Source organism: Candidatus Kaelpia imicola (assembly GCA_030765505.1).
In the GTDB taxonomy this organism is placed as follows: Bacteria; Omnitrophota; Gorgyraeia; order Kaelpiales; family Kaelpiaceae; genus Kaelpia; species Kaelpia imicola.
In genome coordinates this window covers 38,230-51,659 of record JAVCCL010000004.1, presented here as the reverse complement: position 1 = coordinate 51,659, position 13,430 = coordinate 38,230, and the positions used below count along the sequence as shown (strand labels likewise).

Annotated in this window: 15 protein-coding genes; all 15 read right to left on the bottom strand. The window is 35.9% G+C overall.

The genetic code is table 11. The features are described 5' to 3' along the window. Positions 1 to 46: 46 nt before the first annotated feature. Entirely contained in the window at positions 47 to 922 is an 876-nt protein-coding gene (locus P9L98_00750) for an NAD(P)H-hydrate dehydratase (protein MDP8215839.1), read from the bottom strand. Continuing rightward, positions 922 to 1,296 (bottom strand): holo-ACP synthase, encoded by a 375-nt coding sequence (gene acpS / locus P9L98_00745; protein MDP8215838.1) that lies wholly within the window; start codon positions 1,294 to 1,296, stop codon positions 922 to 924. Before acpS ends, P9L98_00750 begins: the two co-directional genes overlap by 1 nt. Then, on the bottom strand, positions 1,293 to 2,003 hold the full coding sequence (locus tag P9L98_00740) for a pyridoxine 5'-phosphate synthase (GenBank protein ID MDP8215837.1): 711 nt from the start codon (positions 2,001 to 2,003) through the stop codon (positions 1,293 to 1,295). The genes acpS and P9L98_00740 overlap by 4 nt, the downstream gene beginning before the upstream one ends. 5 nt (positions 2,004 to 2,008) lie before the next feature. Beyond that, positions 2,009 to 2,431, bottom strand: coding sequence for a CdaR family protein (locus tag P9L98_00735; protein ID MDP8215836.1), 423 nt, complete (start codon positions 2,429 to 2,431; stop codon positions 2,009 to 2,011). Then, positions 2,409 to 3,209, bottom strand: coding sequence for a diadenylate cyclase CdaA (gene cdaA, locus P9L98_00730; protein MDP8215835.1), 801 nt, complete (start codon positions 3,207 to 3,209; stop codon positions 2,409 to 2,411). The genes P9L98_00735 and cdaA overlap by 23 nt, the downstream gene beginning before the upstream one ends. Continuing rightward, entirely contained in the window at positions 3,206 to 4,399 is a 1,194-nt protein-coding gene (gene folP / locus P9L98_00725) for a dihydropteroate synthase (protein ID MDP8215834.1), read from the bottom strand. Before folP ends, cdaA begins: the two co-directional genes overlap by 4 nt. Then, the gene (gene ftsH / locus P9L98_00720; protein MDP8215833.1) at positions 4,377 to 6,239 is read right to left on the bottom strand and encodes an ATP-dependent zinc metalloprotease FtsH; all 1,863 of its coding nucleotides are present in this window, start codon (positions 6,237 to 6,239) and stop codon (positions 4,377 to 4,379) included. The genes folP and ftsH overlap by 23 nt, the downstream gene beginning before the upstream one ends. A 6-nt stretch (positions 6,240 to 6,245) precedes the next feature. Then, the gene (tilS, locus tag P9L98_00715; protein MDP8215832.1) at positions 6,246 to 7,235 is read right to left on the bottom strand and encodes a tRNA lysidine(34) synthetase TilS; all 990 of its coding nucleotides are present in this window, start codon (positions 7,233 to 7,235) and stop codon (positions 6,246 to 6,248) included. A gap of 124 nt (positions 7,236 to 7,359) precedes the next feature. Beyond that, on the bottom strand, positions 7,360 to 7,707 hold the full coding sequence (locus P9L98_00710; protein ID MDP8215831.1) for a PilZ domain-containing protein: 348 nt from the start codon (positions 7,705 to 7,707) through the stop codon (positions 7,360 to 7,362). A gap of 275 nt (positions 7,708 to 7,982) precedes the next feature. Then, on the bottom strand, positions 7,983 to 8,450 hold the full coding sequence (locus P9L98_00705) for a GNAT family N-acetyltransferase (protein ID MDP8215830.1): 468 nt from the start codon (positions 8,448 to 8,450) through the stop codon (positions 7,983 to 7,985). A 198-nt stretch (positions 8,451 to 8,648) separates the two neighbouring features. Then, on the bottom strand, positions 8,649 to 9,536 hold the full coding sequence (locus P9L98_00700; protein MDP8215829.1) for a hypothetical protein: 888 nt from the start codon (positions 9,534 to 9,536) through the stop codon (positions 8,649 to 8,651). A gap of 485 nt (positions 9,537 to 10,021) precedes the next feature. Next, entirely contained in the window at positions 10,022 to 10,192 is a 171-nt protein-coding gene (locus P9L98_00695) for a hypothetical protein (protein MDP8215828.1), read from the bottom strand. A 463-nt stretch (positions 10,193 to 10,655) separates the two neighbouring features. Next, the gene (locus tag P9L98_00690) at positions 10,656 to 11,276 is read right to left on the bottom strand and encodes a hypothetical protein (protein MDP8215827.1); all 621 of its coding nucleotides are present in this window, start codon (positions 11,274 to 11,276) and stop codon (positions 10,656 to 10,658) included. 243 nt (positions 11,277 to 11,519) lie between these two features. Then, positions 11,520 to 11,708, bottom strand: coding sequence for a helix-turn-helix transcriptional regulator (locus P9L98_00685; GenBank protein MDP8215826.1), 189 nt, complete (start codon positions 11,706 to 11,708; stop codon positions 11,520 to 11,522). A 243-nt stretch (positions 11,709 to 11,951) separates the two neighbouring features. Then, positions 11,952 to 13,205 (bottom strand): hypothetical protein, encoded by a 1,254-nt coding sequence (locus P9L98_00680; GenBank protein ID MDP8215825.1) that lies wholly within the window; start codon positions 13,203 to 13,205, stop codon positions 11,952 to 11,954. Positions 13,206 to 13,430 lie beyond the last annotated feature (225 nt).

Below are 13,430 nucleotides of genomic sequence, written 5' to 3'. Positions count from 1 at the left end.
TTAACATTTATACCATATATCACATGGAGATACAAATAAGGTGGGTTTAACCTGCTATAAGCTCTTTAAATACAGAGGTTAAGAAATAGATGATGTCTGAAGCAATCAACGATAGACTTGTCTTCTTCTCCTGAGCTAAATCCCCTGCACGCCCATGAATATAGACCCCTAAAGAAGAAGCCTCATAATCAGAGAGACCTTGAGCTCTTAAAGATGCTATTACTCCTGATAAAACATCACCGCTACCTGCTGTTGCCATGCCAGGATTACCGCTATCGTTTATATAGCTATCACCGTAAGGGCTGACAACAAGCGTATTATGACCCTTAAGAACAAGTGTAAGATTAAATTTTTTGGCAAAATCTTTAGCAATGCCCTCTCTATCTTTTTTTATTTTATCTATCTTTATCTTTGAAATAGTTGAAAACTCACCGAGATGTGGCGTTAATATAAGAGAGGTTGCTTTTCTCTTTTTTAACAACCTAGCTTTTCTTTTAAAAGAGCTGATACCATCTGCATCAAGTATGATAGGTTTCTTAACTTCAGCTATCAATCTCCGCACTAGGTTCTTAGTCTGCTTATTCTGCGATAAGCCCGGGCCGACCAATACTAAATCAGCCTTTTTTAATAATGGTCTTATCTGTCTTAATGCAGAGAGACTAATGCTACCGCTCTTAGTCTCTTTTAAAGGAATTGTTATAACCTCTGTCAGTTTTTCTTGAACTATATTGCTTAATCCTTGCGGTATACCCAGATAGACAAGTCCAGCTCCAGATCTTAAAGATGCCAGCGATGCTAAGATTGCTGCGCCACTCATTCCAGCCGAACCTGCAAGAATAAAGACTCTGCCGTAATCGCCCTTATGGCTATCTTTCTCTCTGGGATATATCTTCTTGAAATAACTTAATATCTTATCCTGCATCAGCCTTCCTGCAACAATATAGCATTGGCAACTGCATAATTGTCTGTATGGGAGATACTGAGTACTATCGCTGCTCCAAGATCAAGGTTAAAATTTAACCTCACACCAGGGGAACCATTCTCCTGATTATATATTGAGATATCCTTCCACTTAGGAGTGATTCTATGGTCATAGGAATTTAAAGCCTTATATATTGCTTCTTTTGCTGCAACTCTGGCTGCAAGAGATTGATAGTAACTCTTACCTTTACTCTCCAGTTCACCAGCCTCTTCTAAAGTTAATATTTTGTTTAGAAACCTATCTTTAAATTTCAAATAGATATTCTTTACTCTCTTAACTTCAATTATATCTATTCCGGTAGCCAATATCTTCATTTTATAAGTTTAAGCATCTTCTTTACCGCAGATTCAATTCCTGAAAAGACTGCTCTTGATATTATTGAATGTCCTATATTTAAAGATTCAATTCCTTCTATCTTAACAATCTCAGAAACATTTTCATAGTTAAGGCCGTGTCCGGCATTGACTCTGAGGTTGAGCGATCTTGCCATGTCAACTCCTTCTATTATCTTATCCAACTCTTCCCTATAAAGACCTTTCTTAAAAGCCTCGGCAAAAGAGCCGGTATGAATCTCTATACAATCAGCACCAACCTTGGATGAAGCCTCTATCTGTTCTCTGTCCGAATCTATAAAAAGAGTTACTTTTATATTGTTTTTCTTAAATTCCGGAATAACATCGACAAGCCTATTTTGGTAAGTTAAAACATCAAGTCCTCCCTCTGTTGTTAACTCTTCTCTCTTCTCAGGAACAAAAGTCACTTCATCAGGCTTAACATCTAAAGCTACCCTGACGATATCTTCTGCAATTGACATCTCCATATTGAAAGCTGTCTTAACGCTAGTTCTTATCTCTCTTACATCAGAGTCGTTGATATGCCTTCGGTCTTCTCTTAAATGTGCTACTATAGAATCACAGCCAGCTTCCTCAGCTGCCAGAAGAGCCTCAATAGGGTTTGGTTCGTCTCCTCCCCGCGCCTCTCTCACTGTTGCAACATGATCTATATTTAAACCTAACCTCATTGATTTTACCGTAATGACATAATAGGGATCTCTACAGTCACTGTCTTAGAGCTCATTATAATAGCATTCTCTAAAGCCAGAAGCGAAACGGATAACACCTGGGTATGAGTAAATTTTCGCACATCTATCTCTTGAGTCGCAACCTCTGAAATATTCATAATATCATCTTTCCTGCCCATGATTATCACTCTCTCTGGGGCGAGGATTATATTCGATTTTAAAACCTCATATCCTTCAGGAGGTTCTCCTTTTATAGAGACCTTAGTCGGAACTACTTTTGAGATTACATCTTCTAAAAGCCACTTCTCCCCCAAACCAATACCTTTAATACCTATCTCTCCCTGAACATAGAGATAGGTAGTTATGGCGAGCAGTAGAGCTATCAGCTTATATCCAAAATTACTTTTAATTGCTGCTATCAGCTTCATCTAAAGACGCTATTCTCCCCTCTTCTTCTCTTGTTATTTTCCTACTACATAGAACCAGCAACTTACTGCCTAATTCTTCAGCACTTAGATTCTGGTACAACTCTCCTCTTAATGCTATAGATACATCCCCGGTCTCTTCAGAGACAATCACAATAACCGCATCAGTCTCCTCGCTTAAACCGATAGCGGACCTGTGACGAGTGCCTATTCTTTTAGGTAGATTTTGATTTTGAGTCAAAGGAAAAAGACAGGATGCTGTTTTGATTTTATTAGACTCAATAATAACTCCTCCATCATGTAAGGGGTTATACGGGGTAAAAATAGCCACTAATAACTCTGCGCTTATAGTACTATCTATGAAGATGCCAGACTCTATAAAAGGGTCTAGATTTACCTGGCGTTGTATTGCAATAAGTGCACCGATATTTCTCTTTGCCAGAGTATAAGATGCTATTACTATTTCATCTACTACTCTCTCTTCTCTCACGGCAAGAGTAAAAGGTGAATACTCACCCAACCTTGCCAAACCACGTCTAAGTTCGGGTTGAAATATCACTATAAATGCCAGAATGGAGATAGTAAAAAGCTTTGTTAGAAGCCAATGCATAACCTCCAGGTTGAATAGCTGTGAAACCAAAAAAAGTATCAAGACCAATAATAATCCTTTAAGAACTTGCTTACCGCGCGTTGTCTCTATGAAACGAAGAACCTTATAGTAAATAAACCATAACACAGCAATTTCAATTAAAAAAACTATTAGAGGCGATATAAATTTCATCTTTTAATTCTATCTATTACTCTTACCAAATCTCTTGTTTCACGAACATCATGGACTCTCAAAATATCCGCTCCATTTATAATAGCACAAGCATAGCTGCCTAGTGAACCATATAATCTCCCGTCAACAGATTTTTTTAAAATACCGCCTATAAAAGACTTTCTGGATAATCCTATCAGAACAGGTCTGCCTAAGGATCTAAACTCTCTCAAACGCCCGATTATCTCTATATTATCCTCCACTCCCTTACCAAAACCTATGCCGGGATCTATTATGATCTTATCCCTACTGATACCTTTTTCAGCAGCTAAAGAAATCTTTTTCTCAAGATATTCATAGATCTCAGATATTACGTCTCTATACTCCGGAGCTCTCTGCATTGTCTTAGGAGTTCCTTTCATATGCATAAGAATAACCGGGACCTTATACTCTGCTAAAACTTTGGCCATCTTAGGATCATAACCGAATGAGGAGATATCATTTACAATGTCAGCCCCAGACTCAAGAGCCTTCCTTGCAACTTCTGACTTACGGGTGTCAATCGATATAGGCACTTTAATCTTTTTACGCACTCTCTTTATTACAGGAATAACCCTCTTAAGCTCCTCATCTGTTCTAACATTACCGGATCCAGGCCTTGAAGACTCACCGCCTATATCGATAATATCAGCTCCCTGATCTACCAATCTATATATCTGTTCAGCAGCGCTGCTGGAGTTTAAGAACTTACCTCCATTGCTGAAAGAATCGGGAGTAATATTAACAATACCCATAATCCTGGTTCTCTTACCAAAAGATATTTTACTACTCCCTAAACTTATATTGGACATCTTACTATTAAACCTACTTAAAGATTCTTTAATTTTATCTGAAACTTCAGATAATCCCCAAGGCTGAAGCCTTAGCTTTTTTATCAACTCCTGGTACTGCTTCTCTGTGCCCATAATTATGCAACCTGTTCTCTTCTTGCTTCCATCAATAGAACTTCTGCTGACTGCAGCATCTCCCCCATTAGATAACATCTGCTGCTTTATCACATTTGCAGAGACCGAAGCAATGCTCTCTATCTTAACAATGCGAAAACTACCCTTAGGAAGCATAACCTTAGAGCCATAGATATCTACATTAAGCCTATCAAACTCACTCTTGAGTTCATTGAAATTTAAATCAAGAACTCTTATTTTGCTCATCTCTCTTCTTATCTTTGATACCCAAGAGCTTTCTTACTCTATCCCCCTCCAAAGTCTCCTTATCAAGAAGAGTATTGGCCAGGAGATATAACTTTTCACGGTTCTTTCCAAGCAGCTGTTTTGCAGTGTGATAGCACTGATCTATTATAGTCTTTATCTCTTTATCGATCTCTTCAGCCGTCTTCTCACTATAATGTTTCTCTGCAACAAGATCTCTACCTAAAAAGACAGGCCCTGAATGCTTATCCAAAGATACATTACCCAGTTTCTCACTCATACCAAAAACACAGACCATATTACGCGCGAATTTAGTCACAATCTCAATATCATGGCTAGCACCTGTTGAGATCTCACCCAAAGCAAGTTCCTCCGCCGCTCGTCCTGCTAAACCAACAGTAATTTTATCTAATATCTCATTTTTTGTCTGATATTCTTTATCTTCTTCTAAAAACTTCGTATACCCCCCCATCATACCGCGAGGAATAATAGAGACCTTATGTAGCGGCTCAACATTGGGCAAAAGCAGCGATACTAAGGCATGTCCAGCCTCATGGAAAGCGGTAAGCTTTTTCTCATGTTCACTCATCACTCTTGACTTTCTCTGCGGACCTGCCATAACTCTATCTATCGATTCATCCATTTCATCCATTGTAATCTCATCTTTACCGCGCCTTGCAGCCAAAAGAGCTGACTCGTTGCATAGATTGGCAAGATCGGCACCTGAGAACCCTGAAGTCTGACGCGCAATCTTATTTAAATCTACTCTTTTTGCAACTTTCTTATTCCTTACATGGACCTTAAGAATGTCCTCTCTTCCCTTTACATCAGGGCTACCAACAATAATAATTCTATCAAATCTACCCGGTCTAAGCAGTGCCGGGTCTAATACATCCGGTCTATTGGTTGCTGCAATAACTATAACACTCTCATCAGTACCAAAGCCGTCCATCTCAGCTAAAAGAGCATTTAAAGTCTGCTCTCTCTCGTCGTGCCCTCCGCCTATACCTGCAAACCTCTGACGACCAACAGCATCTATCTCATCTATAAATATAATACAGCCCTTACCGGTATTACGAGTGTGGCGCTTAGATTGCTCAAATAAGTCTCTAACTCTTGCAGCACCTACGCCAACAAACATCTCAACAAAATCTGATCCCGATAGAGATGAAAAGAGAACTCCAGCCTCTCCACTTACAGCCTTTGCAAGAAGTGTCTTACCTGTTCCAGGAGGTCCTGTTAAAAGAACACCTCTTGGAATCTTTCCTCCTAAGCGCTGAAATTTCTTTGGATCTGTAAGAAAATCTATTATCTCTTTTAACTCTTCCTTTGCTTCTGCAACCCCGGCAACATCATCAAAGGTAACCTTGCCCTGTCCATCCAAGCCAAACTTAGTCTTCATCTTTCCAAACGAGAATATCCTGCCTGCTCCCCCTTTTGAACCACGGTGCAAGAACCAAAGAAAAGCAATGAAGAGCAAAATTGGTCCAACGGAGAAAAGAACCTGTAATAGCAATGTTTTAGGAGGTTCTACTCTAAAATCAGATATATTATTCCGCATAAGAACTATGAAATCCCTGTCTTCATTAGGAATCATCACTCTAAATTCAGTCCCGTCTTTCAATTCACCTCTTATTAAATTTTCGGTCTTAACAACCGATCTTATATCATCAGGACTCTCTTTTAACATTTTGTAAAACTCTGAGTATTTAAGCTCTATCTGGCTTAACCCCTGATCTACATTACTCTGCCAAAACATATAGAACAAAACCATAACCAGAAGCCAAATTAAAAGACTCCTATTGCGATATTCTCTCTTTTTATCTTTTTTCTTCTTCTCCATATTTATCTACCTCCCTATAGTTATCCAAGATTTCGCTTTCCTAACCTTTATCCCTCCAGGTAAATCTACTACGGAATTATCCGGACGTTCATAAATTAATGACTCTATCTCTTTCCAGTGAGAATATTCAAACCTCTTTAGATCTCCTTTAACCACCTCAACTGCTTTTCTCACAAGCTCCGCCATAATATAAGAATGGAATCTTTTTAATCTATCGGTCTTTATCTTAACATAAGAAGATTCCTTTTTCACACACCTTTTAAAAACATCTTCAACTTCAGCCTCTATAAAACTATGCAGCTGCGACATGTTGGAGGCTGTTTTACAGAGAAGCTCTTTGATGTTTGGATTAAATTCCTTTTCTATATAAGGTATCAACTCATGTCTAACCTTATTACGATTAAATTTAGTATCAAAATTACTCTTATCTATGCATGGAGATATCTTATTCTTCTCTAAATATCTCTCTATCTCTTTCCTTGAAGAGGAAAGTAACGGTCTTACTATCTCTACTCCATCCATATCCATCTTGAAAGAGATACCTCTAAAACCTCTTAACCCTGAGCCCCGCATCAATCTTTGCAATATAGTCTCAGCCTGATCATCGCTATTATGAGCAACGGCTATCTTATCAAACTCTCTCCTTTTAGCTGTTGATATTAAAAACTTATATCTCTCTCTTCTTGCAGTATCCTCAAGAGAACTCTTCTCTTTTTTTGAAATAAGAGGTATATCAGATCTTTTAGTATAAAAATCAATTTTAAAAACAGCAGCAAGTCCTTCTACGTATTTCTGTTCTTTATCAGAATCTTTCCTTATCCCATGATGAAAATAACCCAGAGCCATATTAAATCCTATTTCAGATCTTAACTCATTTAGGATATAAACCATAGCAACAGAATCGGGTCCACCCGATACTGATAGCAAGATATTCTCTCCTCTCTTTATGAGAAAATATTCAGATATAGTATCTCTAACCTCATTTTTTAACTTCATATAACAGAAATTATTTTACTAGAATTCCTGAGAAAATAAAGCTGATAAAGAATACTCATTTTGCACTACAGATACAGCCAAGTTTATTAAGTAATGATAGTAATGAAACTATTAACGGTCTGGATTATTCTTTTTCCCTCAATTTTTCCCAAACATAATGAAGAATAAAATCACGCTCACCATCTTCAATCTCGGTAAATTCAACACCTACAATATAAGGATAACATTTATCCTCTCTTCTTTTTAACCAGACGACCCTGCCTTTAGCTTGGATACCTTTCTTTATCTCTCTGATATAGATATCTATTTCCAATAGAGTCTCCTGTTGTATATCTTCTTTAACAGGAAAACATATCCCTCCTGCGCTGATATTCTTACATACGGTATTAACCAGAGAATCGTCTATACCTAATACCTTATAATTAACACTAAGAAAATTATCTAATCTTGGATATTTACGACGCTCAATCATAGTATTTAAGTTACACCTTATTTAAAAAGAATCAATAAAAAAACTCCAAAACTACTGACTGTGAGTAGGCTTGCCCCGTTGAAATTCAACTATAGATATTTATCTCGAGATGCTCCGCTAAACTACCGGCACTATAGGTATAAGCCACGGCTATCATCAGAAAACCGGCTACTAATGCTTCTCTGTCTTAGCTTCCATCGCCTCCTTTTGGATATTTTTAGTAGCTTATTCCCTTCTTTCAACAACATCTGAAACGGGATAAAAGAAATATATACCTACTCAGTTACTCTATATTTTCTTTTTTCTAAGCGTAAAAATTTATTATCTCTAATATCGAATGTAGCCTTAACTGCTTTATAGCCCAACTTCTGATAAAAACAAATACTTTTTTCACTTTTATGTCCTGTCCATAATACAAAATATTCAGCATCTCTAAAGATCCCCTCTACTTCCTGTATTAACCTTGTACCGACACCCTGATTCTGAAAATCAGGGTGTACTATAAGTTTTCCAATATAACAAGACCTCTTTTCTTTAAATGCTCTCACAGAACCGATTATTTCACTATTTACCGCAGCTTTTAAAAAAACTTTCTGTTGAAATTCTTCTTTTATATCTTCCAAGCTTTGGGTTAAAGGCGGAATTTTACAGTCAGAATAGATTTCAGCTTCATTTTGAAATGCTAACTTCTGTAAGCTTAAAATCTCTGACAAATCATCAATTACAACTTGCTCTATTTGCATTATTTAATCCTTGGATTAAAATTCGGGAGAAAACATCCGCAATTGCTATTATTTTACTATGAAATGAGGTGGAAAGATATAAAAAGAAAAGCCCACCGGATTTGGTAAATTATTAACTATCTGTTCTTTCCTTGCTAATTTTGTCTATATTTCTTTGTTATTTTGCAAAATTAAACTAATTACCAAACTCTCCCTATACTATGGGCGCACATTATAGAATAACCCGTCATAGGCAGAGACTATTAAATCATTAGAACGCTCTGTTCTCAAGATATCTCTTTCAACAATCGGGATATTTAAACTTATAAGTACTTGATAAACTTTAAGAATTCTCTTCACAGCAGCAATCTTTTCTTCTTCAGTTTTAAAAATATATGTGCCGGTTTCAAGAATATATACGCTCCCCCCAATAATTCTTGCCTCCAAATTTCCTAAATCAGCACCTCTGTCTTTTAACCTATATAGAGTATCATTGATTACTTCCATCCAGAGTTTAACTTTTTCTTGTTCTGAAAAAAACAAATTGGGTTTTAAATGTACTAGTGCAATTATTCCTGAATCCTTATCATATAAACTTATTGCTAAACATTCTGCAACAGAGTGAGTATAGTTATAATTAAAAATACTCTTTACGCTTACTATTGTTCCTTTGGATATATTGGGATACACATATCCCATACAACCAATTACATCTTCTTTATTAATCCATTGTCTTTTGGACTGCTCAATATCCATATCGAAAAAAAAGCTTATTTCGCTGGCAATTTCATCCCAATTTGGTTCTTGACCAAATAGAGTATTTTCAAAATTATCTTCCAATACAGCTCTAAGTATTAATACGGGTTCAAGGCCTCCTATTAAAGTTCCTCTTGCCAATACTTCTCTACCTATCTCCCTCCCATTTAACTTGAGGTTTAACAATTTATTAGCGATATTTTCACTGAATCTGTCTTCGATCAAACTGAAATTTCTTTGTATAACACTCTCTTTAACTCTCCTTCCATAAGCAGAGTCAGTGCAAAACAAAATACAACTCATTAATGCTAAATAGATTAATCCAAAAACCTTAAATTTATAATCTTTCATTCTTACCTCTCATAATAAATATAACTTATATTTAAGTGCTTTACAAATTACGGCAGGATATTTTTGACTATTGGCTATAAGCTAAAAACAAAAAACCACTTCGTAGTTGGGATAGAATTTTTGCCGAGGTATAAAATTTTCACTGCTTATTATCGATTATCAGCTGAAGTTATAATGCCGGGAAGTAAATTTGCCCCAAATGAAGTTACTCTACGATGCTTTTCATTCGAGATGCTTCGCTAATCTACCGATTTAACATAAATTAACCACGGTAAAATGTAGATATAGCAATGAGTAGATTTGAACCACCAATATTACAAGTATGAGCCACGGCTAATGCCAGAAAACTTTACTTCTAGTGCTTTCTTATTTAGCCCTTATCTCCTCCTTTTGGGGTTTTTAGTAGTTCTTTTATATAATACTCTTGTATCTCGCTAGGTTTAGTATGTCCATTAAACCACCTAAATTACAAATCAACTTTTATTTTAAAAATCCCCCAAATATATCCGTAAATAAAATGCTATTTCATCAAGATCATACAGTTCATCTTTAGTAAGCCTATACTTATTTGCTACTTCCATAACCACTCTGTCTGTATCTTCCCAATCTGGCCAATCCCCCAAAGCATCTAATCTATCCTCAAGCTCATTAACCACCTGCCACTCCCAATCCGTGAGACCACCATATTCTTGAGAATATAAAATATTAACAGGCAAGATACAGGCAGAAATAAACAGTGTTAAAATAACAAATTTTATCTTTTGTATTATATTTTAATCCAAAAATATTCTATTGCAAAAGAAAAAACAAGCCAATCAAAAGAAGAGACTTTGGCGGTGGATGGACTCGCCCCGTTGAAATTCAACTATAGATATTTTATCTCGGGATGCTCCACTAAACCACTGACAATACGGGTATGAGCCACGGCTAACGCCAGAAAACTAACGTTTTGACCCTACTGACTACTAGTACTTCCCTGCTTAGCCTCCATCGCCTCCTTTTGGGGTTAAGCGGTTAGTATTTATAGTATTATTTTACTACGGAATTAAATAGGAATATACAAAAAGAAAAGCCCGTCAAATTAATGACGGGCTTTCTAATCTAGATCGTAATCAAAGATTAATTGTCTTCATCAGAAGCTCTTTCGTTATAGTTATGCCATTCAAATGGAGTTCTGCTTAAATCATTAAGAGCTCTTTCGTTATAGTCATGCCATTCAAATGAAATATTTCTTAAATCACAACTATAAATATTCAAAAGGATACCCAGAACGTAGCCATCGATTGCAAAATCTTGTATATCAGGATATTTAAACGTGATAAATTCGTCTATTCTTTTAGTAAAAGATTCAGTTTCAGCTTCAATATCCATTTCTTGTTTTGAATATACACCTACAATGGCCATTAGTTGCCTAGTTATCTTCTCAACATCTATAGGTAATACACATGCACCACCTACCAATGAAGAACATAAAGCTTTATCTATGACTTCTAAGGCCTTATTTAAACTATCCATATCAACATCTTCTAATGAGTATGCAATATCTTTAGCAGCCCCTTTCTTAAAGTCGACGTATTCCATTTTTTCTAAACTGCCGACAATTGCTGGTTGATTTTCTTGTTGTATGTACTCACAATCTATAGGCATCTTTTCTTGTTCCCAAGGTACAGCAAAACTTGGTAAACTAAACATTGTTATTCCTAAAAACCCCATTGCCGCAATTACTATTAAATTCTTCATCTTCTAACCTCCTTTTTTACTTTTCACACCTTTTATTCTCATCTCATCTATTTCAAGCTCCCCACCCTAAGAGCAATTTATTTCCAATATATTTATACCATATAATTTCGTGTTGTCAAATTACTTTATAAGTTTTTTAAAATTGCATGTATTTATTAGGTAGGATTAGAAATGGCGGTGAGTGGACTCGAACCACTGACAATACGGGTATGAGCCTGTAAAAACCTTGTTTCTAGTGCTTTCTTATTTAGCCTTTATCTCCTCCTTTTTTAGTAGTTCTTTTATATGATACTCCTGTATTTCACTAGGCTTAGTATGTCCATTAAACCACCTATTTACAGTAGCAAATGATACTTCTAGCATCTTAGCTAATTCTTGTTGAGTAATTTTGTTCTTTAATCGGTAATCTTTAAGTTCTTTTATTATATTCATAGTATATTAGAACATCTTATAACATATTATAGCTGAATAGTAGCATAGAGTAAAGCATTAAGTTCTTAGTTATACTGAAGGGGGAACCAAATAGTTCCCCCTTGAACGATAAGTACAAAAAACATACTTATCGTTCATTTTCTCTAGCATTTTTTAGTAGTTTCTTTAGTAGTTTTTTTACTTTTTACTAAGTGATACATAACAACAATAACTATATATATATATAATAAAGTATTGTATATATTACCCTATATCACTCTCGTTTTCGGCAAAGTATTGCTTAAAATTAGAAGTTTCAGTCCACTCCTTTATTTCCTTTCTTAAGCGAATAACACAACCAGGCCTACCTACTCCTTCCTTTCTATCGTAATGCTCTACTATTTTTAATATACTAAAATTCTCCATAGCTCTTAAAGCTATTTTAGTACTAACATTGAGTACTTCGCATACTTCTTGAGTATTTAAAGTACCATTTTCCGATTTAACCAGTGCCTTAAATATCTTCCCTCTATCTGACGGGCATGAACTAAGTGCCACATCAAGCACTAGAGCCATATCATTTATACATATTTGCCTTCTTCCATTAATGATTGCCCTACCCTTTGCTAAGTTAAGAAATAAAGAGATAGCTCTATGAGGAGCTTCTATTGTAGGTTGTTGATACTGGAATTCTCCATCGCTACTGTTCCATATCGGGACTAACCCTCTGAGCTTAGATAACAATCTGGCAGATTCAATTATAAAATCCATAATCTCACTTGAAGTACTACTATCATCCCAATCGATAGATTGAAATCCGCCAGTTTCTTCCCATAAATCTTTTAAATATTGATTGACCTCCCCTCCGCAAAATTGTCTTTTTTCTAAATACGATAATTCACCTTTAAAATCATTTTTGATATCTTCATTAGTCTCATCCTCTAGAAAAGGCATTGTAATAAACAACATCCTAGAGCCAAATCGCCCCATTTCATCCCATATTTTATACTTAAATGGAGTAGTACCTCCAAGCATTGCAAACATACAACTCCCCTTAATCCCTCGCCTACCATGAACTCCAGAATCAGTAAGAAGACCTTCTCCATCTAAAGCTCTAGTAAATATACCTAGGGTTTCTCTTAGATTATCTTTCTTGGAGCCAAAAATGCATCCTAAATCAGAAACGACCATACTTTTACCTTTGATTCTTTTAAGTAGGTCTAAATCATCTAGCTCCTTTTTATCTTTATTTGCATAATGAGTAACAAGTGCTTTAGCTGTAAAATAATCGGTACAGTAAGTAATCTTTTCTAACCCTTGGAAAAAACTTAGTACTGTTGATTTTCCAGATGAGACTGGACCTATCAACACTAAAGATGTGGGGTTAGCATTATTTTTCAACAGGAGCGTTGCAACTGTTGCTAAAGAAGCTTCGGTAGCCTTCCAAAGTTTGGGGAAATGTTTTTTTACTTCTAGCTCTACTAATACTACGTTAATTTTGCTGTTTTCTGCATACATAATTATTCTCCTTAAACATTGTTAAAGTTAACATTTTATTTAACCTCGACTAATGCTCAGGGAGAATAATTCATAGAAAATGTATTATTATTTCTATATAAGCTCTACGGTGGAATTTCTTCCTTTAGAATGCCTTAGACCTACGCTACCCCAAACAACCAACAAAATACTACCATATCAATTTCTCATAGACATCACCTCCTCGTAAGTTATTAAAATTTATCA

Excerpts from the sequence above, each read along its gene's own strand:
- P9L98_00750 (MDP8215839.1), bottom strand. The coding sequence starts at position 922 with ATGCAGGATAAGATATTAAGTTATTTCAAGAAGATATATCCCAGAGAG.
- acpS (MDP8215838.1), bottom strand. The coding sequence starts at position 1,296 with ATGAAGATATTGGCTACCGGAATAGATATAATTGAAGTTAAGAGAGTA.
- P9L98_00740 (MDP8215837.1), bottom strand. The coding sequence starts at position 2,003 with ATGAGGTTAGGTTTAAATATAGATCATGTTGCAACAGTGAGAGAGGCG.
- P9L98_00735 (MDP8215836.1), bottom strand. The coding sequence starts at position 2,431 with ATGAAGCTGATAGCAGCAATTAAAAGTAATTTTGGATATAAGCTGATA.
- cdaA (MDP8215835.1), bottom strand. The coding sequence starts at position 3,209 with ATGAAATTTATATCGCCTCTAATAGTTTTTTTAATTGAAATTGCTGTG.
- folP (MDP8215834.1), bottom strand. The coding sequence starts at position 4,399 with ATGAGCAAAATAAGAGTTCTTGATTTAAATTTCAATGAACTCAAGAGT.
- ftsH (MDP8215833.1), bottom strand. The coding sequence starts at position 6,239 with ATGGAGAAGAAGAAAAAAGATAAAAAGAGAGAATATCGCAATAGGAGT.
- tilS (MDP8215832.1), bottom strand. The coding sequence starts at position 7,235 with ATGAAGTTAAAAAATGAGGTTAGAGATACTATATCTGAATATTTTCTC.
- P9L98_00710 (MDP8215831.1), bottom strand. The coding sequence starts at position 7,707 with ATGATTGAGCGTCGTAAATATCCAAGATTAGATAATTTTCTTAGTGTT.
- P9L98_00705 (MDP8215830.1), bottom strand. The coding sequence starts at position 8,450 with ATGCAAATAGAGCAAGTTGTAATTGATGATTTGTCAGAGATTTTAAGC.
- P9L98_00700 (MDP8215829.1), bottom strand. The coding sequence starts at position 9,536 with ATGAAAGATTATAAATTTAAGGTTTTTGGATTAATCTATTTAGCATTA.
- P9L98_00690 (MDP8215827.1), bottom strand. The coding sequence starts at position 11,276 with ATGAAGAATTTAATAGTAATTGCGGCAATGGGGTTTTTAGGAATAACA.
- P9L98_00685 (MDP8215826.1), bottom strand. The coding sequence starts at position 11,708 with ATGAATATAATAAAAGAACTTAAAGATTACCGATTAAAGAACAAAATT.
- P9L98_00680 (MDP8215825.1), bottom strand. The coding sequence starts at position 13,205 with ATGTATGCAGAAAACAGCAAAATTAACGTAGTATTAGTAGAGCTAGAA.